Here is a 16,615-nt window from a genome sequence, read left to right as displayed (position 1 = left end):
GGACATCCGTCTTTGATACAAAACCTTCAGGTACTCCGTTTATTGTGACAACAAGTCCTCCTATGTTATGTTTGTTGAAAATTTTAACTGCTTCATTAAGGGGTGTGTCACCATCTACTGTAATCAGTTCTTTTGTCATAATATCTCTTACTTTTAACGACATTTTCCCACTTGCAATGGCGTCTCCTATATCAGTGAATGTAACGACACCCACAATAGAGCCTTTATCTTCAACAGGTGACCCATGGATATTGTTTTTAACGAATATTCGTGCTGCTTCCTGTAATGTAGCGTTTACATTGACCATTACTGAATCTTTAGTGACATAGTTTTTAACAGGTATTTTTGGTATTGAAACCATTTCTGTAATTGAAAAAAGCAGAGAATTGTTAGTATCATCACGTCCTACAACTTCTCCTCTGACAATAAGCTGGTTAACAGGAGTGGGACCGACCTGAAGCTTGTCTCCTTCTTTGAATTCTCTTATATCTCCAAGAACTTTTATCATGCCGTTGCAGAGTTCCGGATGACGTACTGTTGTAAAACTGATTTCAGCGGCAGTACTCCCTTCCACAAGTTTGCCGTTTCTATATATTTTAACAATAGCTTCTTTTTCCAGTGATGGTATATTTAATGCTTCATATGCTTTACCGGTGGCTTTGTAACCACCTTTTGGACCGGGTACACCTTCTACAAGTCCAAGAACTTTCAGAGACTGCATCTGGTTGCGCACAGTACCCGGATTCCTCTGGATAACTTCCGCAATGTCTTCACCTTTGATGGCATGATTCTTCTGTCGTTGGAGATTAATTAACGCGATAATTATGTCTTTCTGGATGGGGGTAAGTTCCATTCAATCACCATTTAAACCTATATATAAATAATTGAAAGTAGTATAAATATATATTGCAGTATCTATCATTGATAATAATTAGGAATGTTCTGCAGGGAATAAGAATATATAGGCTGTTTTTATTTTGATTATAATATCAGTTTCTATACATTTATAAATACTTAAAAGCTGTATAAATATATATTGCAGTATTATCATGGATGATAGTATAAAAAATCAGTAACAAAGGAAAATAAAATATGATATTTGAAAAAATCCATTCTGTTCCCACTTCTGATGAATTGTTAGATAAGGCATTCAGAAGAGCATCCAGAGCCAGACGCGGAAAAGTAATTAAAAATATGAAAAGTAACAGGGAAGCCTATGAATCCATGATATTGACGTCTGCAAACATCCTTTCAGATAATCTTGCCAATATTGTAAGACGTTTTCCTGATTTTGATGAATTATCGGATTTTTATTATGATTTGGCAGATGTAATAGTAGGAGTGGATAAACTTAAAAAATCATTGGGCTCAGTTAACTGGGCGAGTGAAAAAATACATGATATGGGGAGGGAGCAGATTGGTAAAATCCGCAGTAGCAATAACCCGCAATCGATACAAAAAGAAGTCTATGGGCGAATATCTTCTATAATGAAATCTATAGATAAGGATTTAAAATTTTTAAACGAGGCAAGGAATACTTTACGCAAATTACCTGATGTAGATGTTGATGCACCTACAATAGTAGTTGCAGGATATCCAAATACAGGAAAATCCAGTTTTGTGGCACTCGCTACTAAGGCACGTCCAGAGGTGGCTACCTATCCATTCACAACAAAGGGTATATCTATTGGACATTTTACAAGAGATAATATAAGGTATCAGGTAATAGATACACCGGGTTTACTTGATAGACCGATGTCAGATAGGAATGAGATAGAACTACAGGCAATCACCGCACTAAAACATCTGGGCTCAGTTTTGCTTTACCTGGTAGATGCAAGTGAGACTTGCGGATACACAGTAGATGACCAAAAACGTCTTTACGAAGAAATCAAACAACAATTTGACCTACCAATGTTTACAGTGTCCAACAAATCAGACCTTCCTGAATTCCAAGAACTTGATTTTGTGGATATGGAAATGTCAACAGCAACCTCAGAGAGTGTGGAAGAGGTTGTTAACAATTTGGTTGAGATGACAGGAGCAAAACAGGATTTTTTCAAAGAGATATCACATTAAGATAAGTAAATATGGATACATAAAAAAACCATTGATGTAATATACAAATGTTGTAAATCTTATGACAGGAAGGAGGATGGTTTGATCATCCTCCCTTGTTTTTATATAGTTATTTTTAACCGTAAAAATAATTAATTATAATAACATTTTTTACTAATAGGTGGTAAAATAAAAGCAGGTGATGTTTTAAAAACGTTGAGAATAACAAGACCAACATTGTATAGATATGTAGAAAATGGTTATATAAAAAGAACTTTACTCCCGAATGGACAATATGAATATGACGATGAATCTGTTTATGCTTTTTTAAATAAAGATGTGAAAAGAAAAACTGTGATATATGCCAGAGTTTCAACATCAAAACAGAAAAAAGACCTTGAAAACCAAGTGCAAATGCTTAAAACATGGGCGTTTAATTCGGGTTATCAAGTAAATCATATTTATTCAGATGTGGCTTCAGGGATTTCGTTTGAAAAGAGAAAAGATTTCTTTAAGATGTTGGATGAAATTACTAACTATAAAGTTGAAAACGTAATTATATCATATAAAGATAGACTAAGTAGAGTTGGGTTTGAATTGTTTTACCATTTGTTTTCCAAATACGGCACCAACATAATCGTTGTATCAGATATCGGAAGTAAAAAATTGGATGATGAAGAAGTTTTCAGTGAAATAACATCTCTACTACATTGTTATTCCATGAAGCTATACAGCAAAAGAAGAGCAAAGTCAATAGAAATAAAGAAAGAAGAATGATTGTGGTATAATATGATTGTGTCAAGAACTGAAACTATTCGCTTAAATCACGAAAATAAAGTTTCACGACTTTGCCACATATCCAAAAATCTCTACAATCAAGCAAATTACATAATTAGACAGAATTGGCTCAATGGTTATGGATATACTAAATATCAAAAAGTAAATGAAGAACTGAAAGGAACTGAAAATTATTCTATTCTACCATCTCAAACAGCTCAACAGACTCTAAAAATGGTCGATAGAAATTGGAAATCGTTTTTCAATTCGCTAAAAGACTACAAAATTAATCCTCATAAGTACGAAGGTAAACCAAAACCGCCAAATTATAAGAAAAAAGATGGAGAATTCCTTTTAATATTTACATCACAACAACTAACCAGAGGAATAAAAAACAATTATCTCAAGTTTCCCAAAAAACTGGGATTAAAAATCAAAACAAGATTAAATGAGGATACTAATATTCAACAAGTGCGTATAGTTCCTCTTGGTGTTGGTTATAAATGTGAAATAGTCTATAAACAAAAAATTGAACATATTAATTTAAATGAAAATAATATAGCATCAATTGATTTAGGGATTAACAACATCATAACCATGGTAAATAACATTGGTGAAAAGCCAATTGTTATTAAAGGTGGTGGGGTTAAGAGCATAAATCAATACTACAACAAAAAGAAATCTCAATGGAAATCGTTTTATGACAAAAGAGGTTTTGATGAAACAAAAAGATTGGAAAAAAAATACCAAAAAAGAAACAACAAGATAAACGATTTTTTCCATAAAGTTAGTAAAAAGATAATCAACTATTGCATCGAAAACAATATCGGCACATTAGTTATTGGTTATAATGAAGGATGGAAGCAAGAATGTAATATTGGTAAAAAGAATAATCAAAATTTTGTACAGATTCCATTCTTTAAGTTGAAGAAGCAAATTGAATACAAATCTGAAGATGCTGGTATAAAAGTAGTGTTTCAGGAAGAGTCTTATACGTCAAAGTGCTCGTTCCTCGATGATGAACCAATCGAAAAAAAAAACCTCTTATCTTGGTAAAAGGATAAAGAGAGGTTTATTTAAATCGAATACTGGTAAAGTGATCAACGCCGATGTAAACGGTGCTTACAACATACTCAAAAAAGCATTTCCCGGAGCTATGAAGGGAATAGAGGGTGTAGCGTTACACCCAGTGAGTATATCTCACGAATGTAATTGATAATAATTATTGTTAGTTAATGTTATTAAGTTTATCAATTACAATGACGTTACGTTCTCCATTATATCCAATGCTTTCTGGATTTGGGAACTTGATGTAGCATACGACAGCCGGATGTGACCTTCTCCATTTTCCCCAAATGCGATACCCGGAACAACTATAACACCATTTGAGACAAGTTTTTCAGTAGCTTTTATAGAATCGGGTATTTCCGGGAATGCATAAAACGCTCCATTGGGTTTTTCACATTTAATTCCAAGGGATTCAAGTCCATCCAGTAACAAATCCCGACGCTCTTTGAATTCATCATGCATTTTATAAACCGGTTCCATGGGACCTGTAACTGCTGCAAGAGCAGCTTTTTGTGATATTGAGCTTGCACATGCCTGAACGTACTGGTGGGCTTTGAGCATCTGATCTACATATTCGCCTTTTGCGGCAACATATCCCAGTCTCCAACCGGTCATGGAATAGGTTTTGGACACAGCGTTTATTGTTATCACATTGTCTGTGTACTGTGCAGGGCTAACATGCTCACCTTCGTAAACGAAATGTTCATACACTTCATCAGAAATTATTGTGATATCATGGTCTTCCGCAATTTCTGCAAATGCTTTTATATTATCTCTGGACTGAACAGCTCCAGTAGGGTTAGATGGGGAATTCAGAACAAAAGCTTTGGTTTTTGGAGTTATATTATCAAGAACATCGTCCGGCTGTACATTCAAATCTTTTCCAAGAGGTACGCTGACAGATTTTCCACCCATGATTTCGGTGAGTGCACTATATGAAACAAAACCCGGGTTAGGTATAAGGACTTCATCACCCGGATTTACCAGTGAAGCAAGAGCGATTTCTAAAGCTTCTGAAGCTCCTGAGGTAACGATAATCTCGTCAGAAGAAACATCAAAGTTATTTTCGTTCTTAAATTTAAGACTTAATGCGTTTCTCAGTTCAGGTATCCCTGCACCAACAGTGTAGCTTGTAAATCCTTCATTTATGGCATCGATAGCAGCCTGTTTTATATGGTTTGGAGTATCAAAATCAGGCTGTCCCAATCCTAAGTTTATAGATTGCTCGCCAGCCGCTTCAAATATTTTTCTGATACCTGAAATATCGATATTTTGAACTCTCTGAGCAAATTTTGTGTTTTTGTTGTCTGGGCTCTTCATTTAAATACTCCTTATTCAAGGGTTGTATGTCTGGATTTTAATTCTGCTTCAGATGTTCCAGTTATATGTATCAGTTCTGCGATAACTGCATCCATGAATACCATTGTTGAGATTTCAAATGAAGTTCCAAGAGGTGTGAGGTGGTCGTATTCACCTCGCATATGGCGTTCAAGGTATTCTCCGGATTGAGTTTTGGTTCGACCCGGGACCTCAACGACAGTATCGGATAGGTTTCCAAGTGTTGAATCCTCATTTGATGTGACAGTTACAAGCGTTGAACCAATGTCCTTTGCGATCTTGCCAAGGTCGGCAACTGAACGGGTTTCACCGGAACCAGAAATAGCAATTACAACATCGTTTTCTTTGACGGCAGGTGTGGTTGATTCCCCTACGACATATACACTGTAACCAAGGTGCATAAGTCTCATAGCAAAAGCTTTACCGACAAGACCTGAACGACCAGCACCCATTAAAAAGATGTTATCTGCACCCATTATATCTTCAATCATCTTTTTTGGACCGGTTATATCAAGTTCGTGGGACATATTGATTATATGTTCGCCCATAAGTTTCATCGATAAGGTTAGATTTTTACATTCGATATCCTGTTTTGCATCCATTGTTTTAAAACCTCTTCAACATACTATTGTTGGATATATAGGTGATAAATTAAATACTGATAATGATGGTAAACATTAAGTAAGGTTTAGATGGTAACGGTATTTTTTATTATTTAGAAGTTGTTGTTTACGAAAGTGGGGCAACAAGGGGTACGTGAAAGCCAACGACTTTAGTCGTTCTCTTTGAATCAAAGATTAAAAGATATCTTTAAACTTCGTTTAAAGAGTGATGAAACAACCCCGTTGATGTTTGATAAGTTTTATGATAAACATTATAATCGCTAACATTAAGTAAATTTTGTATAGTTTCAAAACTTATAAACAGTATCAAGGGAATGGGTGGAGTTGATGGTCCGTAAAGAAGGTCAGAACTGCAGGAATCTGAGGTTCAGGATTCACCCTACTCCCGAACAGGAAAAAAAACTGGATAAAGCTCTGGAATACTGCAGATTAATCTGGAACCATCTTCTATCTCTTAAAGTCGATTTAAACTACAATAAACATCTATCTATGATTTAGGGGTAAAAAATTTCGCAACCTGTGTAGATACCAATGGGACTGCCTTCATCATAGAAGGCAGGGGCTTGAAATCTTATAACCGTTGGTGGAACAAAGTCAAAAGTGGGTTGCAATCCGTATATGAAAAACAGGGTATAAAATCAGGTCAGAAACTGAACTGGTTGTTCGAGAAAAGGAAAAACAAACTCAATGATTTCATGAACCAGAGTGTTAATTATATCATTAAACATTGTATAGATTATAACATCGGCAACATCATAATCGGAGAACTGAAAGACATAAAACAGAATTCTAATATGGTAAAAAGAACAACCAGACCTTTCAGACTATACCCTTTGGTAAATTCAAACAGAAACTTCGATCTAAATGTGAATACTACGGTATCAATTGTATAGAAGTTGATGAGGCATATACCAGTAAAACCGATGCTCTTGCATTAGAACCCATAGAAAAACATCAAAAATACATGGGTAATAGAGTTAAAAGAGGATTGTTCCAGTCCTCTACAGGTCAACTGCTCAATGCCGATGTTAATGGTGCATTGAATATATTAAGAAAAGTAGTCGGTGATTCCCTTACAGGGATAACCGATAGTGGGTGTGTGAACATCCAGGAAGGACTTTGTAAATTGAAAATTTACAAATATCTTTTAATCTTTGATTTAAAGAGTAAGACTCTTTGGAGTAAACTCCTTCTGAAGCCACTTGGTCTTTAGCCAAGTGATAGTTCACTCTTTTGATGACAGTAATGTAGTTATAAGATCGCGGTCTTTTTTCAATGTCTTTAATTGATTGGCAGGACCAATAATTGTCAGACGTGTGCGATGACCTCCTTTATTAAACAGCTTATTGATTATGGAATTGCCTGACTGGGCTGGATAGCTTTCCATTTCTATACCTGAAAATCCATCTGGCTGGATTTTTGTCATTGTCATTTCGATAAGGTTAGCTTCCTCATCAGGGGTTAATCCCTTTTCGAGTACCAGGACTTTGTCCTTTTTGACTTCATCAATAATAAACCTGACTTTTTCTACCGGGTTCATCCCTGATAATCTCTCTTCCGAAATCAAATCCATTTGAATACCTTGCATACTAATCACCCGAACGTTTTTGCGATTTCCTGGTACAGTGTATCGATGTTGTTGCCTTCAAGAGCCGATATTGATACCATAGGGTGCTGGGGGAAAGCATTCATTATGGTATTTGGTGAGGCTTCTGGCATATCGACTTTATTTGATACGATTAACAATGGCAGCTTGCGGGCTTCCATATTACCAATAACAGTAACATTTACCTGTGTAAATGGGTCCTGTGTTGCATCCATAACAAGGATAATGCCATCCAGATCATCCAGCCATTTCACAGCTTCAATAACACCTTCTGTTGCTTCTTTAGCCCGTCTTTTCGCTTCATCTTCTTCCATTTCATAATCCATAAAGTTGTGAAAATCGATTTTTGTAGCAAGACCCGGTGTATCAATTACGTCAAGACCTATCGAATGCCCGTTTGTTTTTATTGTAACTCCTTCTCTGCGCCTTGCACTTCGGGTTTCGTGTTCTATATGTGATACTGGACCCATGGCGTCTCCAGTCCAGTCTCTTAAAATGCGGTTGGCAAGTGTAGTTTTACCCGCATTCGGAGGACCATAAATACCTATACGTGCATTCTTTTTTTTCTTGAATAGTTTCTTAAAGAAGTCTCTAAAATTGTTTTTGAATAACTTTATTGGACTCATATATATCCTCCAATAGCAGTAGGGGGTTTATAAACAAGTATTATTAATTGTTTTAATTTTTCTTATTTACTTCCAGATAATATTTTATTTTTATTATAATGGTGTTATAATATATAATGTTTAGTAGGTTATTAAAAAACCTTTGAATTAGTCTTGTTCTTTTAAAGCATTAGACATTGCCGAGTTTATGGATATTTCTGCGATGTTGGCTCCGTAATCACCTATCCTGTCGATACTGTCTGCTACAGTACCAAGAGCAACAATTGCTTCATGAGAATCGAGTTTAAGAAGTGTTTCATTGATTTTTGTAACCTGTTCTCTCATCTGGTCGCCTTGGTCAATAACCTGATTGGCGAGTTCTACATTTGAATCATAAAGTGCGTTGATGCTGTTTTCAACTATATTTCTTGATGTATCACTTGCATTTTCTATCAAATCCATTGAATCCTGTGTTATTGAAAAATCCATGTTATATGCAACTTTGGCGATTTTACGTGCATGGTCTGCAATACGCTCCAGGGGTGATGCGGTCATTCTGAAGTCATGGTATTCATCAATGGATGTTTCTGCAGTATCTGGTAATTGTGCTCCGCGCAATACTGCTCTGAATTGTTTGGATATTAATAAAAACAGGCGGTCAACTTCGTCATCTCTGTGAATCACATCCATAGCCAGATCAGAATCTTTTGTTTTGAGTGCGCGTATGGCATCTTTATGCATGGAATTTGAAATTAAAAACATTCTTTTGACACTTTTTTTAATTGATACTTCATTCGGATTTAGAAGGTCTTGTATAATAACACTTTTAGAAGTTTCCTCAATTATCTCAGGTCCAATAAGTTTGTAGCATACATCTCTAATAACGTTTTTTTGTTCTGCCAATATACGTTTTGATTTGAGTTCAACTATATCAAAACCGGCAAGATATGCTGCAATAATATCTCTGGTGAGTACTTCTCCCATTTTACCAGTAATATCCCGTTCTTTTTTCTGGACAGGTGAGCTTTCTGAAACAGGATCAATTACAAGAGTTCCGTCTGGATGCTGTTGCAGGAAAACCTGTGAACCGGATTTTATTCTTACTTTTTCAGCCCATTTTTTGGGAAGTGATATTATATAGGTGGAACCACCTGTTTGCTGGACTTTCCGTGATTCTATGATAATCCCTCTGTTTGAATTATGGATATATAGATTTGTATTTTATATATAGCAATCTATGCTGTCTTTAGGATATTTATAACTTGCCGATAGTACAATTTTATTAATTCATAATCCTTTTATATGGTTATGTTTGTTTGAACATAACGGTATTTAATATGAAATACAGCAACATATTAAAGATAACAGGTATAATTGCAATGGTTCTTGTTATTTTTGCAGGAATCGGGTGCATGAGTGATACAGGAGAAAGTACTACAGAAGATAATCAAGGAACTGACTCACAACAGCAGGATGATGTGGTTCTTAAAGTGTTCCATGCTGGAAGTTTAACAATTCCATTTAAAGAACTGGAACAAATGTATGAAAAACGTAATCCAAATGTTGATGTAAGGCGTGAAGCTGGTGGAAGTGTAGCTACAGTGCGTAAAGTTACAGAAACCGGTAAACAGGCAGATGTGGTAGGAGTTGCAGATTATAGTTTAGTACCAAATATGATGATGCCTGAATATACAAATTGGTATTCAGCATTTGCCAAAAACCAGATGGTTATTGCTTATACAGAAGACAGCAAATACAGTGATGAGATAAATAAAGACAACTGGTATGATATCTTGAGAAGATCTGATGTAACTTTTGGATTATCCAACCCGAATGATGATCCTTGCGGTTACCGTTCACAGATGGTCACCCAAATTGCTGAAATTTATTATAATGATTCACAGGTTTATGATGACCTCATGGCTTCAAATACAGCAATGGACACAACTTCTAATGATGGAACATACACTGTAAATGTTCCAAAATCCGAAAACATCAACCCCAACAGCGACAAAATTATGATGAGGAGCATGGAAACTGAACTCTCATCGGCGCTTGAGATGGGTGAAATCGATTACTTCTATATTTACAGAAGTGTTGCTGTACAGCATGGATTTGAATTTGTAGAATTACCTTCAGAAATAGACCTCAGTTCAGTAAAACATGAAGACATGTACAGCAAGGTAAAAGTTAAAAGAGGAAACGGTGACCTTTCAAAAGGTAAACCAATAGTCTATGGTGTTACTATACCAGATACTGTAAATCAGAAAGAACATGCAGTAGGGTTTATAAAACTCATTCACAGTAAGGACGGTCAGCAGGTGCTTGAGAACAATGGTCAGCCACCGATTGTACCTGCATCGACAAACAATATCAATAATGTACCCAAAAAACTGAGAGAGTATTTCTAAACCTGTTAAAAGGGAAAATATGCCAAGAATAAAAACAAGACTTAACGGTTTAGGACAGATAAATCCCATGCTGGTAATATTTTTCCTTTCTCTTTCTATTTTGTTGTTTTTTGTTTTTATTACTCTTTCGAATATGATTGTACAGCAAATAGTTTCGGATTTTTCAGGTCTAATAGAAGCCGTAAGGGATAGTTCTGTTCTGGAAGCGATATTCCTCTCATTGTATTCTGGATTTCTTGCAACATTGATATCTTTTATACTGGGTGTTCCTACAGCTTATCTTCTTGCAAGAAAAGATTTTATAGGTAAACGAATTATCGAAAGCATACTGGATATTCCTGTGGTAGTTCCTCATACAGTGGCAGGTATAGCACTTCTTACAATCTTTGGAGCAAATGGTTTAATCGGTGACCCACTCGAATCAATTGTCCAGTTTAGAGATGCTCTGGCGGGTACAGTTGTAGCCATGCTGTTTGTTTCAGCACCCTACCTGACAAATTCTGCTCGTGAGGGATTCCAGAGTGTAGACCCTCGACTGGAAAACGCCGCCAGATCACTGGGTGCTCCTCTATGGAAAGCGTTTCTATTTGTAACCTTTCCACTTGCATCACGTCATCTTCTCACAGGTTCAATCATGTGCTGGGCACGTGCAATCAGTGAATTTGGAGCTGTCATCATGCTTGCATATTATCCAATGGTTGGTCCAACTCTAATTTATGAACGTTTCACATCCATGGGGCTTTCCGAGTCCAGACCTATTGCAGTTTTGCTTATTTTGGTGACTCTTACAATTTTTGTAATCCTTAGAATGATATCATCAGGCTGGCGCAGATATGATAGAGATTAAAAACATATATAGAAACTGGGGAGATTTTTCGCTTAAAAACCTCAACCTTACAATTCAGAATGGAGAATATTTTGTACTGCTCGGTCCTACAGGTGCCGGCAAGACATTGGTGCTTGAACTTATGGCGGGGTTTTATCAGCCTGAGAAGGGCTACATATCATTTAACGGGAACAGTGTTGGCACCCTTTCACCTGAAAAACGCAATATCGGTTTTGTCTATCAGAATTATTCGCTGTTTCCTCATATGGATGTAGGAAAAAATATCGGATTCGGAGCACGTATGAGGGGTATTAAAAATCCAAAAATCAGGGATATGGCAGAATATCTTGATATATCCCACATTCTTCACAGAAACCCTGAAACACTTTCTGGTGGAGAACAACAAAGGGTGGCACTTGCAAGAGCCCTGATTATTAATCCGGATATTTTACTGCTGGATGAACCACTGAGTGCACTTGACCCCAGAACACAGGAAGATACCCGAAAAATCCTGAAAAAAGTCCATGAAGATACAGGTGTGACAGTAGTTCATGTAACCCATGACCAGACTGAAGCACGGGTATTGGCTGACAGGATAGGAGTTATGATGGATGGGGGATTGGTACAGGTAGGAACTCCTGGTGAAATTTTTAACAAACCTGCAAATAATAAAGTTGCAGATTTTGTAGGCGTTGAAAATGTATTCAATGGAATTGTTACCCAGAGCAATAAAGGTATGATAAATTTGGATGTAAATGGTAACAATATATGTGCTATATCCGATTATGAAAAGGATGAAACGGTATATGGCTGTCTTCGACCTGAAAATGTGACAATTAGCAAAACAGAGTTTGAAAGTAGTGCCAGAAATACATTTTATGCAACTGTTTTGGAAATGGAGCTTATGGGAGTTTTATTAAGGGTAAAATTGAACATGGGTAATGATTTTAACATTAATTCATTGATTACAAGACAATCAGCAACAGAACTTGATCTTAAACCCGGTGACAGGGTTGTAGTGTCATTTAAGGCTGCTGCTATACACATAATTTGAATGTAGTAGAGTGAAAATATGGAAGCCAACACAAAGTTGTGGTTAACCGAAGATGGTAAACCATTAATCGGTAAGGGTAAAGCCCAGTTATTACGAGCTATTGATAAAGAAAAATCCCTGAACAAGGCATGTAAAAAACTCGATATATCCTACAGGCATGCTTGGAAAATGTTGAAAAAAATAGAGGAAAGAGCGGATAACAAGGTGGTTGAATCAGTTAAAGGTGGGAAAAATCAGGGGACATTTCTTACAGAATTTGCCAAGGAACTGCTTCAGGAATATGATAATCAGATAAACATTATCCATGAGACAGTAGAAGATGAAACTTTCTGGGAAAGTGTAGGCCTTAAAATCAGTGCCAGAAACCAGATATCTGGAAAAGTGATTTCGGTGGAAAACGGTGATGTTATATCCAAATTGAGTATCTCTATAGAACCGTCAACAATAAAATCCCTGATAACCAGAGAAGCGGTTGAAAAACTGGATATCAAAGAAGGGGATGAAGTATATGCTATCGTCAAATCAACTGAAGTAATGATAGCAAAAAGGTGATGATTTTCACCACCACTTTTTTCTTTACTTTTTCCTGATTAATTTCATATATCCGAGTATACCCAAACCGGCGACTACAAGCAGTATCATAACGTACACAATACCCATATTGTTGTTTATCTGGTCACCAAGGGATGTGGCAGGAAGAGTTCTAACCTGTATTTTCTGGGTATCTGATACCCTTTCTTTGCCATCTACATCTTCATACTTGATTTCGCTGTTTATCCCGTACAGTTTTGATGTGGCTGTCTGGTCAACATTTATACTAAAAACTCCTTCAGAAGTCTTACCTGGTGCAATTGCTCCTAAATACGCTTGGTCATCGGTGGTACTGAACGGGTCTGATGCAGTTATTCTGACGGTTGCATCTTTAACGGGCTGATTGCCTACGTTCTTATAGGTAACTCTGAGTAAGCCTTTTTCACCTGCTATTAGATTTGCACTGATATTGGTGATTTCAAATTCTGCCTCATCCTCAATTCTTATAGGTATTGTATGGTTCTGGGATTTTGAATCATACCATATACCAACTTCAAGATTTGTTATTTGACCGTTGGTTACATTGTCACCGCTTACCTGGACATTTTTCTGATATCCATAGAGGGTGTTCAGGGCGAGGGGATAGGTTCCTGGTTTGGCATTTTCAGCAATTTCTATTGTAAATTTGGGAGGAGCATTAGTTTCTTCACCAGAGAGTAGAGACCCTGCTTCCTGTGGAGTTGATTTTACATCTATAAAGGGATAAGGTGATACAAGGGTTGAAACAATGCCTATTGCGGTAGTTCTCTGGGTTTCATAACCTCTTTCAGTTTCCTGAAGTGCTTTGTCCAGTTTACTTAATTTATCATCATCTTTTTCTGACTTGAATCCAGTAATAACACCTTTGTTGACAAGATTGATTTTAAGTGTCACTGTGTCTCCTTTTGAAAATTCATTATTTCCGACAATATTTGCGGTCAAATCCGGACTGCCATAGGTTGTATAAAAATTATCATCAAAATTAAAATTCTCAGGCATCTGAGGGGTAATTGTTCTGGTGCCGGGTATTGATATGGACTGACTGTCAAGAAACGCTTTGATATTAGCATCAGATGGTAAGTTATATCCGGTTTCTGCCTGTACAGGTACGATTAAAATCATCAATAAAGATATTGCAATTAGTACGGATTTTGTATATTTTATGTCACTCATTGTAGTACCTCATAATTTGTAAACATAAATTAATCTTTTCTGTTTCTTGTTCTTACAGTATCAACTACCAAATAGATAACAAGAGCAAAAATCATCATTATTACCAAAATGTTAAAACTGAATCCACCTTCATCTGGTTCCACATTTACACTTGTCTCAAGATTATCTGAAAATGAAACATCCCCGTTATCATCATAATATCTGATTTCACTGTTTAATACGTAGCTTTTTGTAACAGCATCAGAACTTGCGGAAATTTTAAAATTTGCAGTTTTGCTTTCCTCAGGATTTAGGTCACCGAGATTTACTTCAGAATCTTGCATACTCAATGGACGCATTGCAACGATTCTCGCAGTTGCATCATTTGCAGTTTTTTCACCTGTATTTTTGTATGTAACCTCTATATCACCGCTACTTCCCGGTGAAAGACTGCCGGTAATATTTGTTATCTGTAAATCTGCTGATTTTTTGATAGTTATTGGAATATCAATAGTATTGTTTACGGTTTTATAATGTGTGGTATGGTCCAGGTCACGGATTCCAAGGTTGACCTGTTCACCTCTGGTCATTCTTACCTCATTCTGATATTCATAGGTAAGCGGAAGTTTTAGTACGTATTCACCGGCGGGTGCATTATCGGAAATATCTATTGTAAATCTCAGGGGTTTTTTAAGTATATCACCCGGAGCCAGTTTGTCAATAATTTGTCCACTGCTTTCAGAACCGACTTCTATGTATTGAGTAGTGGATGTGAGGTTGGTTTTTATACCGAGTGCTACTGTACGCTGTTTTTCGTATTCAAATTCTTTCTGAGCAAGTTCAGCCTCGGTTTTGTCGTTAGCATCAACATTGGTAACAGATTTAAACCCGTAAAGGATTCCCTTGTTAGCTAAATTAATTTCAATTTGTGCGGTTTCACCACGTTCAAATTCAGGATCTCCGAGGACAGATGCATATAGGTCAGGTTTACCAAAACTTTCGTAATAATTTACTGAGTAATGATGATTCGGCGGTAGGAACTCTTTAGATTGTACTGTGGGAGTTAATAGGCAAGTGAATAATAACGATAGAATAGCAAATATTATCACTCCATTGAAGAAAATCCTGATACTTTTGTGGTCTTTGTCATCAATATTCATTAAGCATCCGCCTCTTTTGAATTATCGGTTGATGAAGATATGTTTTGTTTTCTTTGTTTCTTTTTCTCTCGATGTCCATCAAGCAGAATGATTACAGCCGGGAAAACGATAAATGTGGCAAGCAGCGCAAGCCCTACATCTATGACAGTGACCAGTCCAAAATTTCTGTTCATGGAGAAAGGAGATGCTAACAAAGCCGAAAACCCAAAAACAGTCGTAAATCCGGAAGTTACAATTGCCTTCCCGATTTTCCTGCTGGATTCACGCATTGCTTCAATCGGATTTTCTCCTTTACTTTTCTCTTCAAAATACCTCTCCATCATTAGAACTGCATATTCTGAACCGATACCTAATATCAGTGCTCCAAGTGTTGCAGTCATAGGTGTGTATTTAATACCTGAATAATACATCACTCCTCCTGCCCATCCGACAACCATGAACATTGTAATTACAGGTGTGATAGCTTTCAACCAGTCTCGGTATATGAAGAGAAGACCTGCAAAAATAAGACCTAATCCCAGAAGGGTCATTGCAATTCTACCTGATGTAAGTGCTGTAATTACAGTGGTAAATACAACCGAATTACCAGTAATTGTTACATCAGCATCTGCAGGAGGTTGAGTCCATGAAATATCGTTTCTGACAACTTTTACAAGTTTATCAATACCTTCAAGACCCAGATTGGACATTGCATCGCCTATGTCCAGATTCATTAAAAGCATGGTATTACCGTGTATAAATCGCTCTTTCTGACCATTGGGCATTTGATTATATAATTCTTGGATTTTATCACTGCTATCAGGAATTTTTCCAGAGTTCATTGATTTGATTATGGGGACAATGCTACTGGAATCATATATGTTGCTTCTTGTTTCTATTTCATGGTCGCTGAAATCATCCATCCATTTTAGAACTTTAGGGTCAGTATTATCATCTACTTTGATGATAAGGTTAAGCTGGTCATTTCCGCCGATAATATCAAAAAGATGTTGCATCTCAACAAGTGCTTCCATGTCCTGGGGGACAAATGTCTCAGTATCGGTTTCTAATGGTACATCCTGATCTACATATAGTCCTGAGACACACAATAATCCAGCAATAAGTAAAATCGGAACAGGATGTCTTATTGTATATGATGTAATTTTATCGATATAGCGTTCTATGATATCTGTTTTTTGTTTTTCGGTATTTTTACTGGAATTACTGTTTGAATCATATTTTAGTTTTGAATTTATGGTATTGACCAATTTATTATTTTTCTTGAAAATTCTGTCAAGACCATAAATTACAGAAACTCCGACAAATAATGATGAGAGGAAACACATAACTACCCCAATGAGCAGTAATTTTGCAAAATCCTGGACCAT

General features: G+C 36.5%; 16 protein-coding genes and 2 pseudogenes. 9 read left to right on the top strand and 9 right to left on the bottom strand.

What is annotated here, in order from left to right; translation table 11 throughout:
• Window positions 1–853, bottom strand: an 853-nt coding sequence (locus QZ276_RS09635; protein ID WP_292487484.1) for a CBS domain-containing protein, incomplete at its 3' end; no start/stop codon positions are given.
• A 239-nt stretch (window positions 854–1,092) separates the two neighbouring features.
• Here QZ276_RS09635 and QZ276_RS09630 point away from each other — a divergent pair.
• The 3 genes from QZ276_RS09630 to QZ276_RS09620 all read left to right on the top strand — a co-directional run bounded on the left by QZ276_RS09630 (window position 1,093) and on the right by QZ276_RS09620 (window position 3,891).
• Entirely contained in the window at window positions 1,093–2,079 is a 987-nt protein-coding gene (locus QZ276_RS09630) for an NOG1 family protein (RefSeq protein WP_292487482.1), read from the top strand.
• A 168-nt stretch (window positions 2,080–2,247) separates the two neighbouring features.
• Window positions 2,248–2,835 carry an IS607 family transposase gene (locus QZ276_RS09625; RefSeq protein WP_292487488.1) on the top strand — a complete coding sequence of 196 codons (588 nt, stop codon included), beginning with the start codon at window positions 2,248–2,250 and terminating at the stop codon, window positions 2,833–2,835.
• Between the two features lie 12 nt (window positions 2,836–2,847).
• Window positions 2,848–3,891, top strand: a complete 1,044-nt coding sequence (locus tag QZ276_RS09620; RefSeq protein WP_292487480.1) for a transposase — start codon at window positions 2,848–2,850, stop codon at window positions 3,889–3,891.
• A 198-nt stretch (window positions 3,892–4,089) separates the two neighbouring features.
• Here the strand turns inward: QZ276_RS09620 and QZ276_RS09615 are convergent, their stop codons facing one another.
• Window positions 4,090–5,223 carry a pyridoxal phosphate-dependent aminotransferase gene (locus QZ276_RS09615; RefSeq protein WP_292487478.1) on the bottom strand — a complete coding sequence of 378 codons (1,134 nt, stop codon included), beginning with the start codon at window positions 5,221–5,223 and terminating at the stop codon, window positions 4,090–4,092.
• Window positions 5,224–5,234: 11 nt separating this feature from the next.
• Window positions 5,235–5,843: a 6-phospho-3-hexuloisomerase gene (gene hxlB / locus QZ276_RS09610; protein WP_292487476.1), complete on the bottom strand. Its 609-nt coding sequence runs from the start codon at window positions 5,841–5,843 to the stop codon at window positions 5,235–5,237.
• 348 nt (window positions 5,844–6,191) lie between these two features.
• Here hxlB and QZ276_RS11495 point away from each other — a divergent pair.
• Window positions 6,192–6,275: pseudogene (locus QZ276_RS11495) on the top strand (hypothetical protein); the annotation flags it as partial.
• A gap of 45 nt (window positions 6,276–6,320) precedes the next feature.
• Window positions 6,321–6,969: pseudogene (locus QZ276_RS09605) on the top strand (RNA-guided endonuclease InsQ/TnpB family protein); the annotation flags it as partial.
• Window positions 6,970–7,089: 120 nt separating this feature from the next.
• On the opposite strand, the gene QZ276_RS09600 reads toward QZ276_RS09605, so the two are convergent.
• The 3 genes from QZ276_RS09600 to QZ276_RS09590 form a co-directional block, all read right to left on the bottom strand.
• The gene (locus QZ276_RS09600) at window positions 7,090–7,452 is read right to left on the bottom strand and encodes a DUF2073 domain-containing protein (protein WP_049891162.1); all 363 of its coding nucleotides are present in this window, start codon (window positions 7,450–7,452) and stop codon (window positions 7,090–7,092) included.
• 5 nt (window positions 7,453–7,457) lie between these two features.
• A complete protein-coding gene (locus tag QZ276_RS09595) occupies window positions 7,458–8,096 on the bottom strand; it encodes an Era-like GTP-binding protein (RefSeq protein WP_292487473.1) in 639 nt (212 codons plus the stop codon).
• Window positions 8,097–8,243: 147 nt separating this feature from the next.
• Window positions 8,244–9,254: a phosphate uptake regulator PhoU gene (locus QZ276_RS09590; RefSeq protein WP_292487486.1), complete on the bottom strand. Its 1,011-nt coding sequence runs from the start codon at window positions 9,252–9,254 to the stop codon at window positions 8,244–8,246.
• Between the two features lie 158 nt (window positions 9,255–9,412).
• Here QZ276_RS09590 and wtpA point away from each other — a divergent pair, with 158 nt between their 5' ends.
• The 4 genes from wtpA to QZ276_RS09570 are packed head-to-tail and all read left to right on the top strand — an operon-like array spanning window position 9,413 to window position 12,918.
• Window positions 9,413–10,486 carry a tungstate ABC transporter substrate-binding protein WtpA gene (wtpA, locus tag QZ276_RS09585; RefSeq protein WP_292487472.1) on the top strand — a complete coding sequence of 358 codons (1,074 nt, stop codon included), beginning with the start codon at window positions 9,413–9,415 and terminating at the stop codon, window positions 10,484–10,486.
• Between the two features lie 19 nt (window positions 10,487–10,505).
• Window positions 10,506–11,333 (top strand): ABC transporter permease, encoded by an 828-nt coding sequence (locus QZ276_RS09580; protein WP_292487470.1) that lies wholly within the window; start codon window positions 10,506–10,508, stop codon window positions 11,331–11,333.
• Complete coding sequence (locus tag QZ276_RS09575) at window positions 11,320–12,366, top strand: ABC transporter ATP-binding protein (protein ID WP_292487469.1); 1,047 nt, start codon at window positions 11,320–11,322, stop codon at window positions 12,364–12,366. Before QZ276_RS09580 ends, QZ276_RS09575 begins: the two co-directional genes overlap by 14 nt.
• An 18-nt stretch (window positions 12,367–12,384) precedes the next feature.
• Window positions 12,385–12,918 carry a molybdenum-dependent transcriptional regulator gene (locus QZ276_RS09570; RefSeq protein WP_292487467.1) on the top strand — a complete coding sequence of 178 codons (534 nt, stop codon included), beginning with the start codon at window positions 12,385–12,387 and terminating at the stop codon, window positions 12,916–12,918.
• 24 nt (window positions 12,919–12,942) lie between these two features.
• Here QZ276_RS09570 and QZ276_RS09565 read toward each other — a convergent pair whose 3' ends face one another.
• From QZ276_RS09565 to QZ276_RS09555, 3 genes are all read right to left on the bottom strand, one after another.
• The gene (locus QZ276_RS09565) at window positions 12,943–14,109 is read right to left on the bottom strand and encodes a COG1361 S-layer family protein (RefSeq protein ID WP_292487465.1); all 1,167 of its coding nucleotides are present in this window, start codon (window positions 14,107–14,109) and stop codon (window positions 12,943–12,945) included.
• Window positions 14,110–14,138: 29 nt separating this feature from the next.
• Window positions 14,139–15,248 (bottom strand): COG1361 S-layer family protein, encoded by a 1,110-nt coding sequence (locus tag QZ276_RS09560; protein ID WP_292487462.1) that lies wholly within the window; start codon window positions 15,246–15,248, stop codon window positions 14,139–14,141.
• The coding region (locus tag QZ276_RS09555) for a hydrophobe/amphiphile efflux-3 (HAE3) family transporter (RefSeq protein WP_292487461.1) at window positions 15,248–16,615 on the bottom strand (1,368 nt) is incomplete at its 5' end. The genes QZ276_RS09555 and QZ276_RS09560, both read right to left, overlap by 1 nt.

Origin of the sequence: Methanohalobium sp., from assembly GCF_018609725.1 — an archaeon.
Classification (GTDB): domain Archaea; phylum Halobacteriota; class Methanosarcinia; order Methanosarcinales; family Methanosarcinaceae; genus Methanohalobium.
This window is presented reverse-complemented; position numbering and strand designations above follow the sequence as displayed.

What these genes read in the sequence shown, in the direction of transcription:
- QZ276_RS09630 (WP_292487482.1), top strand. Translation starts at nt 1,093, where the DNA reads ATGATATTTGAAAAAATCCATTCTGTTCCCACTTCTGATGAATTGTTA.
- QZ276_RS09620 (WP_292487480.1), top strand. Translation starts at nt 2,848, where the DNA reads ATGATTGTGTCAAGAACTGAAACTATTCGCTTAAATCACGAAAATAAA.
- QZ276_RS09615 (WP_292487478.1), bottom strand. Translation starts at nt 5,223, where the DNA reads ATGAAGAGCCCAGACAACAAAAACACAAAATTTGCTCAGAGAGTTCAA.
- hxlB (WP_292487476.1), bottom strand. Translation starts at nt 5,843, where the DNA reads ATGGATGCAAAACAGGATATCGAATGTAAAAATCTAACCTTATCGATG.
- QZ276_RS09600 (WP_049891162.1), bottom strand. Translation starts at nt 7,452, where the DNA reads ATGCAAGGTATTCAAATGGATTTGATTTCGGAAGAGAGATTATCAGGG.
- QZ276_RS09595 (WP_292487473.1), bottom strand. Translation starts at nt 8,096, where the DNA reads ATGAGTCCAATAAAGTTATTCAAAAACAATTTTAGAGACTTCTTTAAG.
- wtpA (WP_292487472.1), top strand. Translation starts at nt 9,413, where the DNA reads ATGAAATACAGCAACATATTAAAGATAACAGGTATAATTGCAATGGTT.
- QZ276_RS09580 (WP_292487470.1), top strand. Translation starts at nt 10,506, where the DNA reads ATGCCAAGAATAAAAACAAGACTTAACGGTTTAGGACAGATAAATCCC.
- QZ276_RS09575 (WP_292487469.1), top strand. Translation starts at nt 11,320, where the DNA reads ATGATAGAGATTAAAAACATATATAGAAACTGGGGAGATTTTTCGCTT.
- QZ276_RS09570 (WP_292487467.1), top strand. Translation starts at nt 12,385, where the DNA reads ATGGAAGCCAACACAAAGTTGTGGTTAACCGAAGATGGTAAACCATTA.
- QZ276_RS09565 (WP_292487465.1), bottom strand. Translation starts at nt 14,109, where the DNA reads ATGAGTGACATAAAATATACAAAATCCGTACTAATTGCAATATCTTTA.
- QZ276_RS09560 (WP_292487462.1), bottom strand. Translation starts at nt 15,248, where the DNA reads ATGAATATTGATGACAAAGACCACAAAAGTATCAGGATTTTCTTCAAT.